The organism is Bacteroides sp. AM37-9 (assembly GCF_003603455.1).
Classification (GTDB): domain Bacteria; phylum Bacteroidota; class Bacteroidia; order Bacteroidales; family Bacteroidaceae; genus Bacteroides; species Bacteroides xylanisolvens.
In genome coordinates this window covers 36,958-53,680 of record NZ_QTNF01000031.1, presented here as the reverse complement: position 1 = coordinate 53,680, position 16,723 = coordinate 36,958, and the positions used below count along the sequence as shown (strand labels likewise).

At 44.2% G+C, this 16,723-nt stretch carries 19 protein-coding genes and 1 pseudogene; 16 read left to right on the top strand and 4 right to left on the bottom strand.

What is annotated here, in order from left to right; all coding sequences use genetic code 11:
* The first annotated feature begins 18 nt into the window (after nt 1–18).
* From rsxC to DW862_RS19035, 8 genes are all read left to right on the top strand, one after another.
* Nucleotides 19–1,356 carry an electron transport complex subunit RsxC gene (gene rsxC, locus DW862_RS19070; RefSeq protein WP_004309220.1) on the top strand — a complete coding sequence of 446 codons (1,338 nt, stop codon included), beginning with the start codon at nt 19–21 and terminating at the stop codon, nt 1,354–1,356.
* Between the two features lie 5 nt (nt 1,357–1,361).
* Entirely contained in the window at nt 1,362–2,354 is a 993-nt protein-coding gene (locus DW862_RS19065) for an RnfABCDGE type electron transport complex subunit D (RefSeq protein ID WP_120069935.1), read from the top strand.
* Nucleotides 2,351–3,082 (top strand): RnfABCDGE type electron transport complex subunit G, encoded by a 732-nt coding sequence (locus DW862_RS19060; protein ID WP_120069932.1) that lies wholly within the window; start codon nt 2,351–2,353, stop codon nt 3,080–3,082. The genes DW862_RS19065 and DW862_RS19060 overlap by 4 nt, the downstream gene beginning before the upstream one ends.
* A 15-nt stretch (nt 3,083–3,097) precedes the next feature.
* Entirely contained in the window at nt 3,098–3,682 is a 585-nt protein-coding gene (gene rsxE / locus DW862_RS19055; protein ID WP_004295586.1) for an electron transport complex subunit RsxE, read from the top strand.
* Between the two features lie 22 nt (nt 3,683–3,704).
* Entirely contained in the window at nt 3,705–4,277 is a 573-nt protein-coding gene (gene rsxA, locus DW862_RS19050) for an electron transport complex subunit RsxA (protein WP_004303570.1), read from the top strand.
* Nucleotides 4,278–4,500: 223 nt separating this feature from the next.
* Nucleotides 4,501–5,535: a UDP-glucose 4-epimerase GalE gene (gene galE / locus DW862_RS19045; RefSeq protein WP_004312756.1), complete on the top strand. Its 1,035-nt coding sequence runs from the start codon at nt 4,501–4,503 to the stop codon at nt 5,533–5,535.
* 322 nt (nt 5,536–5,857) lie between these two features.
* Nucleotides 5,858–6,157 carry a type II toxin-antitoxin system HigB family toxin gene (locus DW862_RS19040; RefSeq protein ID WP_008022707.1) on the top strand — a complete coding sequence of 100 codons (300 nt, stop codon included), beginning with the start codon at nt 5,858–5,860 and terminating at the stop codon, nt 6,155–6,157.
* A gap of 10 nt (nt 6,158–6,167) precedes the next feature.
* Nucleotides 6,168–6,530, top strand: coding sequence for a type II toxin-antitoxin system HigA family antitoxin (locus tag DW862_RS19035; protein ID WP_008022706.1), 363 nt, complete (start codon nt 6,168–6,170; stop codon nt 6,528–6,530).
* A 32-nt stretch (nt 6,531–6,562) separates the two neighbouring features.
* On the opposite strand, the gene ispE is transcribed toward DW862_RS19035, so the two are convergent.
* The gene (gene ispE, locus DW862_RS19030) at nt 6,563–7,393 is read right to left on the bottom strand and encodes a 4-(cytidine 5'-diphospho)-2-C-methyl-D-erythritol kinase (protein ID WP_120069929.1); all 831 of its coding nucleotides are present in this window, start codon (nt 7,391–7,393) and stop codon (nt 6,563–6,565) included.
* 234 nt (nt 7,394–7,627) lie between these two features.
* Here ispE and dnaB point away from each other — a divergent pair, with 234 nt between their 5' ends.
* The 4 genes from dnaB (at nt 7,628) to DW862_RS19010 (ending at nt 12,789) form a co-directional block, all read left to right on the top strand.
* Nucleotides 7,628–9,187 (top strand): replicative DNA helicase, encoded by a 1,560-nt coding sequence (gene dnaB, locus DW862_RS19025; protein WP_009039489.1) that lies wholly within the window; start codon nt 7,628–7,630, stop codon nt 9,185–9,187.
* A gap of 111 nt (nt 9,188–9,298) precedes the next feature.
* A complete protein-coding gene (gene pheT, locus DW862_RS19020; protein WP_120069926.1) occupies nt 9,299–11,761 on the top strand; it encodes a phenylalanine--tRNA ligase subunit beta in 2,463 nt (820 codons plus the stop codon).
* A 33-nt stretch (nt 11,762–11,794) separates the two neighbouring features.
* On the top strand, nt 11,795–12,535 hold the full coding sequence (locus DW862_RS19015; protein ID WP_008022700.1) for a YebC/PmpR family DNA-binding transcriptional regulator: 741 nt from the start codon (nt 11,795–11,797) through the stop codon (nt 12,533–12,535).
* A gap of 8 nt (nt 12,536–12,543) precedes the next feature.
* Nucleotides 12,544–12,789 carry a TIGR03905 family TSCPD domain-containing protein gene (locus DW862_RS19010; protein WP_008022698.1) on the top strand — a complete coding sequence of 82 codons (246 nt, stop codon included), beginning with the start codon at nt 12,544–12,546 and terminating at the stop codon, nt 12,787–12,789.
* A 209-nt stretch (nt 12,790–12,998) separates the two neighbouring features.
* On the opposite strand, the pseudogene DW862_RS26780 reads toward DW862_RS19010, so the two are convergent.
* A pseudogene (locus DW862_RS26780) lies at nt 12,999–13,070 on the bottom strand (hypothetical protein); the annotation flags it as partial.
* Between DW862_RS26780 and DW862_RS19005 the strand changes: the two are divergent.
* Entirely contained in the window at nt 13,049–14,302 is a 1,254-nt protein-coding gene (locus tag DW862_RS19005) for an Nramp family divalent metal transporter (RefSeq protein ID WP_008022695.1), read from the top strand. The pseudogene DW862_RS26780 and the gene DW862_RS19005 sit on opposite strands and share 22 nt — an antisense overlap.
* A gap of 29 nt (nt 14,303–14,331) precedes the next feature.
* A complete protein-coding gene (locus tag DW862_RS19000) occupies nt 14,332–15,093 on the top strand; it encodes an exodeoxyribonuclease III (RefSeq protein WP_032851206.1) in 762 nt (253 codons plus the stop codon).
* Here DW862_RS19000 and DW862_RS18995 read toward each other — a convergent pair.
* Complete coding sequence (locus DW862_RS18995) at nt 15,088–15,495, bottom strand: secondary thiamine-phosphate synthase enzyme YjbQ (protein WP_008022692.1); 408 nt, start codon at nt 15,493–15,495, stop codon at nt 15,088–15,090. The genes DW862_RS19000 and DW862_RS18995 overlap by 6 nt on opposite strands.
* A 13-nt stretch (nt 15,496–15,508) precedes the next feature.
* On the bottom strand, nt 15,509–15,775 hold the full coding sequence (locus DW862_RS18990; RefSeq protein WP_008022690.1) for a hypothetical protein: 267 nt from the start codon (nt 15,773–15,775) through the stop codon (nt 15,509–15,511).
* Between the two features lie 92 nt (nt 15,776–15,867).
* On the opposite strand from DW862_RS18990, the gene DW862_RS18985 reads away from it, so the two are divergent.
* Together DW862_RS18985 and DW862_RS18980 are read left to right on the top strand one after the other, a co-directional pair.
* Nucleotides 15,868–16,326, top strand: a complete 459-nt coding sequence (locus tag DW862_RS18985; RefSeq protein WP_009039492.1) for a C-GCAxxG-C-C family (seleno)protein — start codon at nt 15,868–15,870, stop codon at nt 16,324–16,326.
* Nucleotides 16,327–16,480: 154 nt separating this feature from the next.
* The gene (locus DW862_RS18980; protein ID WP_120069922.1) at nt 16,481–16,681 is read left to right on the top strand and encodes a winged helix-turn-helix domain-containing protein; all 201 of its coding nucleotides are present in this window, start codon (nt 16,481–16,483) and stop codon (nt 16,679–16,681) included.
* Nucleotides 16,682–16,723: the final 42 nt, after the last annotated feature.

Below are 16,723 nucleotides of genomic sequence, written 5' to 3'. Positions count from 1 at the left end.
AATAAAATACAGAACTGTATGTTAAAGACATTTTCAATTGGTGGAGTTCATCCACACGAAAATAAATTGTCGGCACATCAACCTATTATCACAGCGGAAGTTCCTGCAAAGGCTGTTATTTTGCTGGGGCAGCACATCGGTGCGCCTGCAAAACCGGTTGTAGCGAAAGGGGATGTGGTAAAGGTAGGCACACGGATTGCCGAACCTGCCGGCTTTGTTTCGGCAGCAATTCACTCTTCGGTCAGTGGTAAAGTGGCGAAGATTGATACCATAGTCGATGCCAGCGGTTATGCGAAACCTGCCATCTTCATTGATGTGGAAGGCGACGAATGGGAAGAAACAATCGACCGTAGCACCACACTGGTGAAAGAGTGTGAACTTTCCGCAGAAGAGATCGTGAAGAAGATTGCCGATGCCGGAATCGTAGGTCTGGGCGGTGCTTGTTTCCCTACGCAGGTAAAACTTTGTCCTCCTCCTTCTTTCAAGGCTGAATGTGTGATTATCAATGCCGTAGAGTGCGAACCTTACCTGACTGCCGACCATCAGCTGATGCTGGAACACGCGGAAGAAATCATGGTGGGTGTTTCTATCTTGATGAAAGCGGTGAAAGTGAACAAGGCATTTATCGGAATCGAAAATAATAAGCCTGATGCTATCGAACTGATGACTAAAGTGGCTTCCAGCTATGCAGGTATCGAAGTAGTGCCCTTGAAGGTGAAATATCCGCAAGGAGGTGAAAAGCAATTGATTGACGCAATCACCAAACGTCAGGTGGCGAGCGGCGCATTGCCTATCTCTACGGGAGCAGTCGTTCAGAACGTGGGAACAGCATTTGCCGTTTATGAAGCTGTACAGAAAAATAAGCCGTTGTTCGAACGTGTGATTACCGTGACAGGAAAGTCGGTTGCGAAACCTTCCAACTTCCTGGCTCGTATCGGTACACCGATGAAACAGTTGATTGACGCTTGCGGTGGTCTGCCCGAAGATACGGGTAAGGTGATCGGTGGCGGTCCGATGATGGGTAAGGCGCTCGTAAATATCGAGGTTCCTACTGCGAAGGGCAGTTCCGGTATCCTGATTATGAATCAGAAGGAAGCCAAACGTGGTGAGGCGCAGACTTGTATCCGTTGCGCGAAGTGCGTGAGTGCCTGTCCGATGGGACTGGAACCGTACTTGCTCGGAGCTTTGTCCGAAAACGGAGATTTTGAAACAATGGAAAAAGAAAGAATCATGGATTGTATCGAGTGCGGCTCTTGCCAGTTCACTTGTCCTGCCAACCGTCCGTTGCTCGACTACTGTCGTCTGGGCAAAGGCAAAGTAGGTGCTATGATTCGTGCACGTCAAGCTAAAAAATAACGAATATGGAAAATAAATTAATCGTATCACTATCACCCCACGTTCATGGCGGAGACAGCGTACAGAAAAATATGTATGGCGTGCTGATCGCACTGATTCCGGCTTTTCTGGTGTCTCTCTATTTCTTCGGACTGGGTGCCCTGATTGTCACGGCTACTTCCGTTGCAGCTTGTTTGTTCTTCGAATGGGCGATCGGGAAATATTTAATGAAGAAACCTACCACTACCATCTGCGACGGCTCTGCCATCATCACAGGTGTGTTGCTGGCATTCAACTTACCGTCTAATCTCCCTATCTGGATTATCATTCTGGGTGCACTGTTTGCTATCGGTGTAGGCAAAATGTCTTTCGGTGGATTAGGCTGCAATCCTTTTAATCCGGCACTGGCAGGACGTGTGTTCCTGTTGCTTTCTTTTCCGGTGCAGATGACCAGCTGGCCGGTAGTCGGACAGTTGACCGCTTATACGGATGCTACCACCGGTGCCACTCCGCTGGCATTGATGAAGCAAGCCATCTACGGTGACACTGCCGCTTTAAGCCAGATTCCGGACGCATTGACCTTGCTGATCGGACAGAATGGCGGATGCTTGGGTGAGGTGAGTGCACTGGCCCTGCTGATCGGACTCGTTTATATGCTCTGGAAGAAAATCATCACCTGGCATATTCCTGTGTCTATCCTGGCTACCGTGTTTATCTTTGCAGGTATCATGCACCTGGCAGATCCTGAAAAATACGTTTCTCCGGTATTGCAATTGCTCTCCGGCGGTCTGATGCTGGGTGCTGTCTTTATGGCAACCGACTATGTGACTTCTCCGATGAGCAAAAAAGGAATGTTGATTTATGGTGTATGTATCGGTCTGCTGACGGTTGTCATCCGTCTGTTCGGTGCCTATCCCGAAGGTATGTCGTTCGCCATCCTGATTATGAATGCGTTCACTCCGCTGATTAACACCTATTGTAAACCTAAACGCTTTGGGGAGGTAGCGAAGAAGAAATGAAAAAGTTACAATCATCTTTAAAGAATATGTTGCTGGTGCTTACGGGTGTGACGGCTGTCTCCGTAGCGTTGCTGGCTTATGTAAACGAACTGACAAAAGGCCCCATTGCCGAAGCGAACGCGAAGACGCTGAACGAGGCCTTGAAAAAGGTTCTTCCCGAATTTACCAATAATCCGGTAGCGGAAAGCGATACGATCTTCAGCGAGAAAGACGGAAAGAAGAACGTTGACTTCATCGTTTATCCCGCCAAGAACGGCGAAGAACTTGTAGGAACGGCTGTCGAAGCTAAATCAATGGGATTTGGCGGCGAACTGAAAGTACTGGTCGGTTTTAACGCCGAAGGTAAAATCTATAATTACTCGTTGCTCGCTCACGCGGAAACTCCGGGACTGGGCTCTAAAGCCGACAAATGGTTCGGAGCATACGACCCGGCCAAGGGAGAACAGGCTGTATCTCACGAAGCGAGTACGAAATCTATTTTGGGGATGAATCCGGGTGAAACTCCGCTGACCGTCAGCAAAGATGGGGGAACGGTGGATGCCATTACAGCTTCTACCATTACTTCACGTGCTTTCCTGAATGCGGTGAATGCTGCCTATCAAGCCTATAAAGCCAAAGGTGGTGAAGTGAACGGTGTCAGCGGTGCATCTCAAAAGGCTACAGACGCAGACGCAGCTACGGGAGCCACAATAAAAGTTGAACTTACTGATTCGGTCAGTGCTAAATAAGAAAGGAGACAGATAATGAATAACTTTAAAGTAATGATGAACGGGATTATCAAAGAGAATCCTACGTTTGTACTCCTGCTCGGTATGTGTCCTACATTGGGTACGACTTCGTCGGCCATCAATGGTATGGGTATGGGACTGGCTACCATGTTCGTATTGATCTGCTCGAATGTGGTGATCTCTTTAATCAAGAACCTGATTCCGGATATGGTGCGTATCCCGTCGTTTATCGTGGTGATCGCGTCTTTCGTAACCTTGCTTCAAATGGTGATGCAGGCATACGTGCCGGGACTGTACGCTACGCTCGGACTTTTCATCCCGTTGATTGTAGTGAACTGTATTGTGTTGGGACGTGCCGAAGCATTCGCCGCCAAGAATAACGCAGTTGCTTCTATGTTCGACGGTATCGGCATGGGACTTGGTTTCACCATTGCCCTGACATTGCTGGGTGCTGTCCGTGAATTTCTGGGAACCGGTAAGATTTTCGATCTGACCATCATGCCGGAAGAATATGGAATGTTGGTATTTGTATTGGCTCCGGGTGCTTTCATCGCTTTGGGATACCTCATTGCGCTGATTAACAGTTTCAAGAAAGCCTAATTCAATTAAATAAGAAAAGAATATGGAATATATATTGATATTTATTTCGGCAATCTTTGTAAACAACATCGTGTTGTCGCAGTTCTTGGGTATCTGTCCGTTCCTGGGCGTATCCAAGAAAGTAGAGACTGCGATGGGTATGAGCGCTGCGGTTGCTTTCGTGTTGACCATCGCTACCATCGTTACCTTCCTGATTCAGAAGTTTGTATTGGATGTTTTCGGGCTGGGATATTTGCAGACGATTACGTTCATTCTGGTCATTGCCGGATTGGTGCAGATGGTGGAAATCATTCTGAAAAAAGTATCGCCTGCTCTGTATCAGGCTTTGGGCGTGTTCTTGCCTTTGATTACAACCAACTGTTGTATTCTTGGTGTGGCTATCCTGGTGATTCAGAAAGACTACGACCTGCTGACAGGTGTTGTGTACGCGTTTTCTACGGCCATCGGTTTCGGTCTGGCACTGGTGCTTTTTGCCGGATTGCGCGAACAGATGAGCCTTGTGAAAGTACCTAAAGGAATGCAAGGCACTCCGATTGCCTTGATTACCGCCGGTTTGCTTGCTATGGCATTCATGGGATTCTCCGGCGTGGTGTAAGGATTTACAGTTGATAATTAAATAGGGGATTGGAAGCTCTGCTGTATGGCGACATACAGCTTTGAGTTTCCAATTCTTTTTTATACCTGATTGCCACCCAATCGTACCTAAATTACTTTTCAGCAAATAAAATTGTGGCAAATTATTGCTATTCCATTTTATTTCCATACATTTGTAACTCAAACAATGATAAGCCGAGAAACTAACCATTTTTATAAAGTATATGAAAGAAAGAATTTTAGTAACAGGCGGGACAGGATACATAGGGTCTCATACTGTTGTAGAACTACAAAACAGTGGATATGAAGTAATCATCATCGATAATTTATCAAATTCAAGTGCTGATGTTGTTGACAATATAGAGAAAGTTTCCGGTATTCGCCCAGTTTTTGAAAAGCTGGATTGCCTGGACTTTGCTGGTCTTGATGCAGTATTTACAAAATATAAAGGAATTAAGGCGATCATTCACTTTGCAGCGAGCAAAGCAGTAGGAGAATCGGTACAGAAACCGTTGCTTTACTACCGTAATAACCTGGTTTCTTTGATTAACCTTCTCGAACTGATGCCAAAACATGGAGTAGAAGGTATTGTGTTCTCTTCTTCCTGTACGGTATATGGCCAGCCGGATGAATTGCCGGTGACAGAAAAGGCTCCGATTAAGAAAGCGGAATCGCCATACGGAAATACGAAACAGATCAATGAAGAGATTATTCGTGATACGGTAGCTTCAGGTGCTCCGATCAATGCGATTATGCTGCGCTATTTCAATCCGATTGGTGCGCATCCTACGGCATTGTTGGGTGAACTGCCTAATGGGGTTCCTCAAAACCTGATTCCATATCTGACCCAAACCGCCATCGGCATCCGTGAGAAACTAAGTGTGTTTGGTGATGATTATGATACACCGGACGGTTCTTGTATCCGTGACTTTATCAATGTTGTTGACTTGGCTAAAGCCCACGTGATCGCTATCCGTCGTATCTTGGAAAAGACACAAAAAGAAAAAGTGGAAGTATTCAATATCGGTACAGGACGTGGTGTTTCTGTATTGGAATTAATAAATGGCTTTGAAAAAGCCACCGGCGTAAAATTGAATTATCAGATTGTCGGACGTCGTGCAGGCGACATTGAAAAAGTTTGGGCGAATCCGGATTTCGCGAATCAGGAACTGGGTTGGAAGGCTGTAGAAACTTTGGAAGATACTTTACGTTCTGCATGGAACTGGCAGCTGAAACTCCGTGAAAGAGGGATTCAATAAAAGAGATTTGTTTTAAAATAAACATAAAAGATTAAACAAATCGTGCATGCGATTTGTTTATTTGATGCTAATCGACCTGAAGCTGTTTATGAGTATGCGAATATACGTAAATAGTACTTATGCCTCCCCGGCATAGACAGGAAAGATTGCATAGTAGTTTTGTCGTGTTTTATTTTGTGTTTGTGTTGTGACGGTACTACGACGTGAGTCGTGGTACCGTTTTTTGTTCGCCCGGAATGATATTTTGATTTATAAAATATTTTGCTATTATTCTTTTGTTATCCAAAATTTTTTTTGTAATTTTGCATCAAATAAATAAGATATGAGAGTAGTATCACATAAGAAATTGAAAGATTTCTACGAGACGAAAGGGTGTGAAGATTCACGTGTTGCTTTAGAACGTTGGTATGATATAGCGGAAAAAGCAGAATGGCGGAATTTGTCTGATATAAAAGCGGATTTTCTATCGACTGATTATGTAGGCAATCAACACTATGTTTTTAATATCAGAGGGAACAACTATCGGCTGGTAGTGGTTGTTAAATTTACGGTGGGATACATCTTTGTCCGTTGGGTGGGTTCTCATAAGGATTATGATAAAATAGATTGTTCAACTATATAATATAATAGATATGACTAAAATAACGAAAGAACAATACGAATTTGCATTGGCAAGAATTGAAGAACTTCTACCTTTGGTTGACAACAGTACTCCTGTAAATGACAAGAGAATGGTGGAGCTTTCTGTTGTGTCTGATATAGTGATTGCGTATGAGAAGGAACATTTTCCTATAGAAAAACCAACCGTAGCAGAATTAATAGAGCTATCTCTTGAAGAGAAGGGCATGACACAAAAACAACTTGCTAGTGAAATAGGGGTTAGCCCTTCACGTGTGAATGATTATATTTCGGGGCGCTCGGAACCTACTTTAAAAATAGCTCGCTTGCTTTGCCGGGTACTCAATATACATCCCGCTGCCATGTTGGGATTTTGATAAAATGTTCAACTGCATATTGTTGGTAAGACTTATTTGTTTAATGTTCCTTTAAAACAGAACGCATCAGTTCCCCAATCAATTTCCGGTAGAGTAGATCCGGGAGCAAACAGCCCGAATACGGATGAGCCGGAGCCGCTCATGGATGCGTAGATCGCTCCTTGATGATAGAGTTCTCTTTTAATTTCCCCAATAACGGGATGTTGCGGGAATACACTTGCTTCAAAATCATTGATTAGGATATCCTTCCATTCTGCAACTGGACGCAGGATTGCCTCTTTGACCGGATATTCCGGACGGTGCGGGTGGATATTTGAAAAGGCTTCCCGGGTAGAAACGAAAACGTTCGGTTTGACAATCATGATTTGGTAACCGCTTAATGAAAGCTCGATTGGTGAGAACAGGTTTCCGATCCCTTCGGCATAGGTCGGCTTGTTTTTAATAAAGAAAGCACAGTCCGCTCCCAAAGTGGCGGCATATACCTCCAGCTGTTCTTCAGATAATTCCAGCTGAAAATGATCGTTGAGCAACTTCAGCATAAAAGCGGCATCGGATGAACCGCCCCCCAGTCCGGCTCCCGAGGGAATATGCTTATATAAATGAATTTCGACAGGGGGAAGATGAAACTCCTTATCCAGCAATGAATAGGCCTTTGCCACCAGGTTGTCTTCCGGATTGCCGGCTATCTCCATGCCATACTGGTGGAGGGTAATCTTCTTTTCTGTTTCAGAAGAAGTACGGATTTCGAGAGCGTCCTCGAGGGCTACCGGATAGAAAACGGTTTCCAGATTGTGATATCCGTCCGGGCGTTTTTCCGTGATGGAAAGTCCCAGGTTTATTTTGATATTAGGAAAAGCGAGCATAAGGTTATTTACTATTTTACAATTTACGATTTACTATTTGCAGTGCCGCACATGACAATTAATCATGTGTTGAATGTAATTCGGGAGCAAAGTTAGTAAAATCTTCATTTTTCCTTATCCATTCTTCATGATTATATTCTATCTTTGTCGTCCCGACTGGAAAAACTCTGTTATAAAGGAGTCTGTCCGGTCGCAAAATAGTAAATAGTAAATTGTAAAATAGTAAATACCTCGATGGCCGAACAGAAAAGAAATACCCGCAATACAAAGTCTACTAAGGTACAACCGGTAAATGATTATGGACGTATTCAGCCGCAGGCACCTGAACTGGAAGAAGCAGTTCTGGGAGCTTTGATGATTGAAAAGGATGCTTACTCATTGGTGAGTGAGATTCTTCGTCCCGAATCTTTTTACGAACACCGACATCAGTTGATTTATTCTGCTATCACCGATCTTGCGGTGAATCAGAAACCGGTGGATATTCTGACTGTAAAGGAACAACTTAGCAAACGCGGAGAATTGGAAGAGGTGGGAGGCCCGTTCTATATTACTCAATTGAGTAGTAAGGTGGCTTCATCCGCGCATATTGAGTATCACGCCCGTATTATTGCACAGAAATCTCTGGCGCGTGAGTTGATTACGTTTACGAGCAATATCCAGAGTAAAGCGTTTGATGAAACGCTGGATGTGGACGACTTGATGCAGGAAGCGGAAGGTAAACTTTTTGAGATTTCGCAGCAGAACATGAAAAAGGATTATACGCAGATCAATCCGGTGATTGACGAAGCCTATAAGCTGATTCAGAAGGCTGCGGCGCGAACCGACGGTTTGAGTGGTCTTGAGAGTGGTTTTACAAAGCTAGACAAGATGACTTCCGGTTGGCAGAATTCCGACCTTATCATTATCGCTGCACGTCCTGCGATGGGTAAGACCGCCTTTGTCCTTTCTATGGCTAAGAATATTGCTGTCGATTATCGGAACCCGGTGGCGTTGTTCTCGCTTGAAATGAGTAACGTTCAGTTGGTGAACCGTTTGATTGCGAATGTCTGTGAGATTCCGAGTGAGAAGATCAAAAGTGGACAGTTGGCAAATTATGAATGGCAGCAATTGGACTATAAACTGAAGAATCTGATGGATGCACCGCTTTACGTGGATGATACTCCGTCTCTGTCTGTATTTGAACTTCGAACGAAAGCGCGTCGTCTGGTACGTGAACATGGGGTGAGAATCATTATTATTGACTACCTTCAGTTGATGAATGCGAGCGGTATGGCGTTTGGTAGCCGTCAGGAAGAGGTTAGTACCATTTCCCGTTCGTTGAAAGGACTGGCGAAAGAGTTGAATATTCCGATTATCGCACTGTCGCAGTTGAATCGTGGTGTGGAAAGTCGTGAAGGTATTGATGGTAAACGTCCGCAGTTGAGTGACCTTCGTGAATCGGGAGCCATCGAGCAGGATGCCGATATGGTGTGCTTTATCCACCGTCCGGAATACTATAAGATTTATCAGGATGATCGTGGTAATGACCTGCGTGGTATGGCGGAGATTGTCATCGCCAAGCATCGTAATGGTGCGGTAGGCGAGGTGTTGCTCCGGTTTAAGGGAGAATTTACCCGTTTCTCCAATCCGGAGGACGATATGGTTATCCCGATGCCGGGTGAGCCTGCCGGGGCTATGTTAGGATCGAAAATGAATACAGGTAATGCAGGTTCCGTACCTCCTCCCGCGCCTGATTTTGCACCGCAGACAGCGAATCCGTTCGGAGCACCGGGGGATGGACCTTTGCCGTTCTAGTTGCGTCCCTGTGGTGAAATAACGCGCAATTTTTTATCAAACCTTCTCGGTCAACCGAAAAATCTTATTAACTTTGCGAATCTTTTTGAGAAACAATAAAAAATTAAGTATATGAATATCTCTTATAACTGGCTGAAAGAGTATGTCAACTTCGACCTGACGCCCGATGAAACGGCTGCTGCGTTGACTTCTATCGGCTTGGAAACAGGTGGTGTAGAAGAAGTGCAAACCATTAAAGGTGGTTTGGAAGGACTTGTGATCGGTGAAGTGCTGACCTGCACGGAACATCCTAATTCTGACCATTTGCATATTACTACTGTTAATCTGGGAGACGGTGAACCGGTACAGATTGTTTGTGGTGCCCCGAATGTGGCTGCCGGACAGAAAGTGGTGGTAGCTACTTTAGGTACGAAACTTTATGACGGTGACGAATGTTTTACCATCAAGAAATCAAAAATCCGTGGGGTAGAATCTACAGGTATGATTTGTGCTGAAGACGAAATCGGGATCGGTACGGATCATGCAGGTATCATCGTATTGCCGGAAACTGCTGTTCCGGGTACGCTTGCCAAGGATTATTATAATATCAAGAGCGATTATGTACTGGAAGTGGACATCACGCCTAACCGTGCGGATGCCTGCTCTCACTATGGGGTAGCTCGTGACCTGTATGCTTATCTGATTCAGAACGGTCGTCAGGCAACTTTACAGCGCCCGTCAGTGGATGGCTTTAAAGTGGAAAACCATGACTTGAATATCGAAGTGAAGATTGAAAACAGCGAAGCTTGTCCGCATTATGCCGGTGTTACCGTGAAAGGTGTAACGGTGAAGGAGAGTCCGGAATGGCTGCAAAACAAATTGCGCCTGATCGGTGTGCGCCCTATTAATAATGTAGTGGATATTACGAACTATATCGTTCATGCTTTCGGTCAGCCGTTGCATTGCTTCGATGCCGGAAAGATTAAAGGCAATGAAGTGATTGTGAAAACAATGCCCGAAGGTACTCCGTTCGTTACGTTGGATGAAGTGGAGCGTAAGTTGAACGAACGCGACCTGATGATTTGCAACAAGGAAGAGGCCATGTGTATTGCCGGCGTATTCGGCGGACTGGACTCCGGTTCTACGGAAGCCACGACAGACGTATTCATCGAAAGTGCTTATTTCCATCCTACATGGGTGCGTAAGACGGCTCGTCGTCATGGCTTGAATACGGATGCTTCTTTCCGTTTCGAACGTGGTATCGATCCGAACGGCGTGATTTATTGCCTGAAACTGGCTGCTTTGATGGTGAAAGAACTGGCTGGCGGTACGATTTCTTCTGAAATAAAAGATGTATTCACTACTCCTGCACAGGATTTTATTGTCGATCTTGCTTACGAAAAAGTACATTCTTTGGTAGGTAAAGTGATTCCGGTAGAGACAATCAAGAGCATTGTGACTAGCTTGGAAATGAAGATTACCAATGAAACGGCAGAAGGACTGACATTGGCTGTTCCTCCTTATCGTGTAGACGTGCAGCGTGATTGCGATGTGATTGAAGATATTCTTCGTATCTATGGATATAATAATGTGGAAATTCCGACTACGTTGAACTCCAGTCTGACTACAAAGGGTGAGCACGACAAGTCGAATAAATTGCAGAATCTGATTGCAGAACAACTGGTGGGTTGTGGATTCAATGAAATTCTGAACAACTCACTGACTCGTGCTGCTTATTATGATGGGTTGGAGGCTTATCCGTCCAATCACCTGGTGATGTTGCTCAATCCGTTGAGTGCTGATCTGAACGCTATGCGTCAGACCTTGCTGTTCGGCGGACTGGAAAGCATTGCTCATAATGCCAATCGTAAGAACGCTGATTTGAAATTCTTCGAATTCGGTAACTGTTATTATTTCAATGCTGACAAGAAGAACGAAGAGAAGGTACTGGCTCCTTATTCGGAAGATTATCACTTGGGCTTGTGGGTAACCGGTAAGAAGGTTTCCAATTCATGGGCGCATGCGGATGAGAACAGTTCGGTGTATGAATTGAAGGCTTATGTAGAAAATATATTGAAGCGTCTGGGACTGGATTTGCACAATCTGGTTGTAGGTAATCTGACAGACGATGTTTTTGCTGCCGCACTCTCTGTCAACACGAAGGGCGGAAAACGTCTTGCTTCTTTCGGTATTGTAACTAAGAAGCTGTTGAAAGCATTTGATATCGACAATGAAGTATATTACGCCGACTTGAACTGGAAGGAATTGATGAAAGCCATCCGTTCTGTGAAGATCAGCTACAAGGAAATCTCCAAATTCCCTGCTGTGAAACGCGACTTGGCATTGTTGCTTGATAAGAATATACAATTTGCCGAAATCGAAAAGATTGCATACGAAACAGAGAAGAAGCTGTTGAAAGAGGTGGAGCTTTTTGATGTATATGAAGGTAAGAACCTCGAAGCGGGTAAGAAGTCGTATGCGGTGAGCTTCCTGCTTCAAGATGAAAACCAGACTTTGAATGATAAGATGATTGATAAGATCATGTCGAAACTGGTGAAGAACCTGGAAGATAAACTGGGTGCCAAACTTAGATAAACTTAAAATTGTCATTATTAAAAATATAAACCAATGGGAAGAGCATTTGAATATAGAAAGGCCGCTAAACTGAAAAGATGGGGTCACATGGCTAAAACTTTTACAAGACTGGGTAAACAAATCGCTATCGCTGTAAAGGCAGGCGGTCCGGAACCTGAAAACAACCCGACGCTGCGTTCGGTGATCGCTACTTGTAAGCGTGAAAACATGCCGAAAGATAACATTGAACGTGCTATCAAAAACGCAATGGGTAAAGACCAGAGCGACTACAAGAGTATGACTTATGAAGGATACGGCCCTCACGGTATTGCTGTGTTTGTAGATACATTGACAGACAACACAACTCGTACGGTGGCTGATGTTCGTTCGGTATTCAATAAGTTCGGTGGCAATCTGGGTACAATGGGTTCTCTTGCGTTCCTTTTCGACCACAAATGTGTGTTCACTTTCAAGAAGAAAGACGGATTGGATATGGAAGAACTGATTCTCGATCTGATCGACTATGACGTGGAAGATGAATATGAAGAAGATGATGAAGAGGGAACAATTACTATCTATGGTAATCCTAAGAGCTACGCCGCTATTCAGAAGCATCTGGAAGAATGTGGCTTTGAAGATGTCGGTGGAGACTTCACTTATATCCCGAACGACTTGAAAGAGGTTACTCCGGAACAACGCGAAACATTGGATAAGATGATCGAACGTCTGGAAGAATTTGATGACGTGCAGACTGTCTATACCAATATGCAACCGGAAGAAGGGGAAGAGGAGTAAGACAGGTTATGGAATATGTTTATAAGACCCAGGGGACTTGCAGCACGAATATCGAACTGAATGTGGAAGATGGAGTGGTGAAGGAAGTTGCTTTCTGGGGAGGATGTAATGGTAACCTTCAAGGTCTTTCCCGCCTTGTGAGAGGGATGAAGGTAGCGGATGTGATCACAAAACTTGAAGGAGTGCGTTGTGGTGGCAGACCGACTTCATGTCCCGATCAATTATGTCGTGCATTGCATGAGATGGGATATTGATTGATTTTTCATTTATGTAAATTATATATTGATTTGTGGCCTCTGGCAATTGGTTTGTCGGAGGTCATTTTTTTAGCAGAAAGTCCTTATTTCTTTTTCTCGAGTAGTCCTTACTCAACCCTTTTATAATAATGTCCTCATAATTAGTGTATCATCTGTGTCCATAGGTCATCTACTTATTGGTCGGTATTTTGAACTAAAATTGATTCTCACTCGTTATTTATAAGTATATTTGTACTGGATAAACTATTATGCAAAAATGAAGAATATTTTTCAAGACTTAAGACGGAAAGATCATAAACGCTATCTGGGTGGACTGGATGTTTTTAAATATATTGGTCCGGGGCTACTGGTTACTGTAGGATTTATTGATCCGGGAAACTGGGCTTCTAATTTCGCCGCCGGTTCCGAATTCGGCTATTCCTTGCTTTGGGTGGTTACCTTGTCTACTATCATGCTGATTGTCCTTCAGCACAACGTTGCTCACTTGGGAATCGTTACCGGACTTTGCCTTTCGGAGGCGGCCACTAAGTACACCCCTAAATGGGTGTCACGACCTATTCTTGGCACAGCAGTACTGGCGTCGATCTCTACTTCCCTGGCGGAAATTCTGGGAGGTGCCATCGCGTTGGAAATGTTATTGGATATTCCTATTATATGGGGAGCTGTATTGACTACGCTTTTTGTCTCCATCATGCTTTTCACTAATTCGTATAAAAAGATAGAACGTTCCATCATTGCGTTCGTTTCTGTTATCGGGCTTTCATTTATTTATGAATTGTTTCTGGTGGAAATAGACTGGCCGGCTGCAACGGCGGGGTGGGTGACTCCTTCTTTCCCGAAAGGTAGTATGCTGATTATCATGAGTGTGTTGGGAGCGGTAGTGATGCCTCACAATCTGTTCCTTCATTCGGAGGTGATACAGAGTCACGAGTACAATAAGAAAGATGATGCTTCTATTAAGAAGGTATTGAAATATGAGTTGTTTGACACTCTTTTCTCAATGATTGTAGGTTGGGCGATTAACAGTGCCATGATTCTGCTGGCGGCCGCCACTTTCTTTAAGAGCGGTATTCAGGTAGAGGAACTGCAACAGGCTAAGTCTTTGCTCGAACCTTTATTGGGAAGTAATGCGGCAATTGTATTTGCATTGGCATTGCTGATGGCGGGCATTTCGTCAACTATTACGAGCGGAATGGCGGCAGGTTCTATTTTTGCAGGTATTTTCGGCGAGTCTTATCATATCAAGGACAGTCACTCGCAGGTGGGAGTTCTCTTATCTTTGGGAATTGCCTTATTGCTGATTTTCTTTATTGGAGATCCTTTTAAAGGATTGATTATTTCGCAGATGGTACTTAGTATTCAATTGCCTTTCACCGTGTTCTTACAGGTGGGACTGACGTCTTCCCGAAAGGTGATGGGCGATTATGTCAATAGTCGTTGGAGTACGTTCGTGTTGTACTCGATTGCTATTATCGTTTCGGTACTGAACATTATGCTTTTGTTTTCATAAAATGAACATGAACTTATAAATATAGAATGATGAAAATTATTACTTATAACGTGAACGGACTACGTGCAGCCGTATCTAAAGGGTTACCGGAATGGCTGGCACAGGAGAATCCTGATATTCTTTGTCTGCAAGAGACGAAACTGCAACCGGACCAATATCCGGGAGAAGTGTTTGAAGCATTGGGCTACAAGTCTTATTTGTACTCGGCGCAGAAGAAGGGATACAGTGGAGTGGCTATACTTACCAAGCGGGAACCGGACCATGTGGAATATGGGATGGGAATGGAAGCATACGATAATGAAGGACGTTTCATCCGTGCGGACTTCGGAGACTTGTCGGTAGTCAGTGTTTATCACCCTTCGGGAACAAGCGGGGATGAACGCCAGGCCTTTAAAATGGGGTGGTTGGAAGATTTCCAGAAATATGTGATGGAGTTGCAGAAGTCTCGTCCCAACTTGATTCTTTGCGGTGATTATAATATCTGTCACGAGCCGATTGATATTCATGACCCTGTCCGGAACGCGACCAACAGCGGTTTCCTTCCTGAAGAACGGGAATGGATGACGCGTTTCCTGTCTGCGGGATATGTGGACTCTTTCCGTACGCTTTGTCCGGAGAAACAGGAATATACCTGGTGGAGCTATCGTTTTAATTCGCGTGCCAAGAATAAAGGCTGGAGAATTGATTATTGTATGGTCAGCGAACCGGTACGCCCGCTGTTGAAACGGGCGTATATCCTGAATGAGGCCGTACATTCCGACCATTGTCCGATGGCTCTGGAGATATTATAGAATGGTAATACTCAATTTACGGGTGTCTCCTCCGTCGCGAAACTCGCCGAGGTAGACGCCTTGCCATGTACCTAAGTTCAAACGGTGGTTTTTGATGGGGATGGTGACCGAGCTTCCTATCAGGGAGGCTTTTATATGGGCACTCATATCGTCAGGGCCTTCAAGGGTATGGATGAAGTAGGGAGCACCGTCGGGGACAAGTTTATTAAAAAACGTCTGAAAGTCATGCCGTACGTCCGGGTCTGCATTTTCGTTGATGGTCAGTCCGGCAGAAGTGTGTTTGATAAAGACTACCAGCAGGCCGCTTTCAGGAAGTGCGGGTAGCTGTGAGACAATATCGCGCGTGATTAGGTGAAATCCGCGCGAATAATGAGGTAGTTGAATATCAAATGTTGTAGCCATAAATTTCCGTCTTTTAAAATTTGGATGGTGGATTCAGATCAACATACGGATCTTTGATGGCTGATTCCATCATCGCATTGATTGTAATTCCTGTATCTTCTTTGTAATTCCTTCTTTTGTTCCATTCACGTATGTCCTTAAGAGTGACATCACGTTTCTTTCTGTTTTGAGGGAAATTACTTTTTCTTTTCCTATCGGCATATTCATCCTTTCTGGCTGCGCTCATCATAGCTTGGATGGCAATGGCTGTTGATTCTTTATATGAAATAGTTTTGTTCATATTTTCTTTTTTTTGATTTTAATCTTTACGCCCTATCCGGTACAAAGATACTTTTTTATACTTTTGCACAAAATAAAAATGCAAAATAGTTTATGGAAGATAGAATACAGAAAGCAGTGGAGCTTTTTAGGAGTGGATATAACTGCTCACAGTCGGTGGTAGCGGCTTTTGCGGACATGTATGGATTTACACAGGAACAGGCATTGCGTATGAGTGCTTCTTTTGGCGGGGGCATCGGACGGATGCGTGAAACGTGTGGAGCTGCCTGCGGCATGTTTCTGGTGGCAGGCTTGGAAACCGGTGCTACGGAAGCAACTGACCGGGAAGGAAAAGCTGCCAATTATGCGGTAGTGCAAGAACTGGCGGCTGAATTTAAGAAGCGTAACGGCTCGCTGATTTGTGGCGAATTGTTGGGATTAAAGAAAAAAGAGCCCGTCTCCACTATTCCGGAAGAGCGTACTGCTCAATATTATAGCAAGCGTCCCTGTGCAAAAATGGTTGAAGAAGCGGCAAGAATTTGGTCTGAATATCTCGAAAAGCATCCAAAATGAGCTCCTAAAATGCTTTTTTATTACAAAAACGGTAAAAAAGTGCTCAATAAAGTGTTATATAACATAAAAATAACTATCTTTGCCTCCGAAATAAAATCTGAAAGTCTTTTGGCTGGAAAGATTTTAAGCATGTCTAACTAAAATTGCAAAGCAAATGTTGAAAGAAAAAGCTGGTGTAATTGCAGGTACTATCTGGAATACACTGAACGAAACAGAAGGAATGACTGCCAAGCAGCTTAAAAAAGCAACTAAATTGGTTGACAAAGATCTGTTTCTCGGCCTTGGCTGGTTATTGAGAGAAGACAAAGTCTCTGTGGAAGAAGTTGAAGGTGAACTCTTCATCAAATTGATCTAAGCGAGTAACTCACTTAAGCAATAAAAAAATGCGTTGGTACAT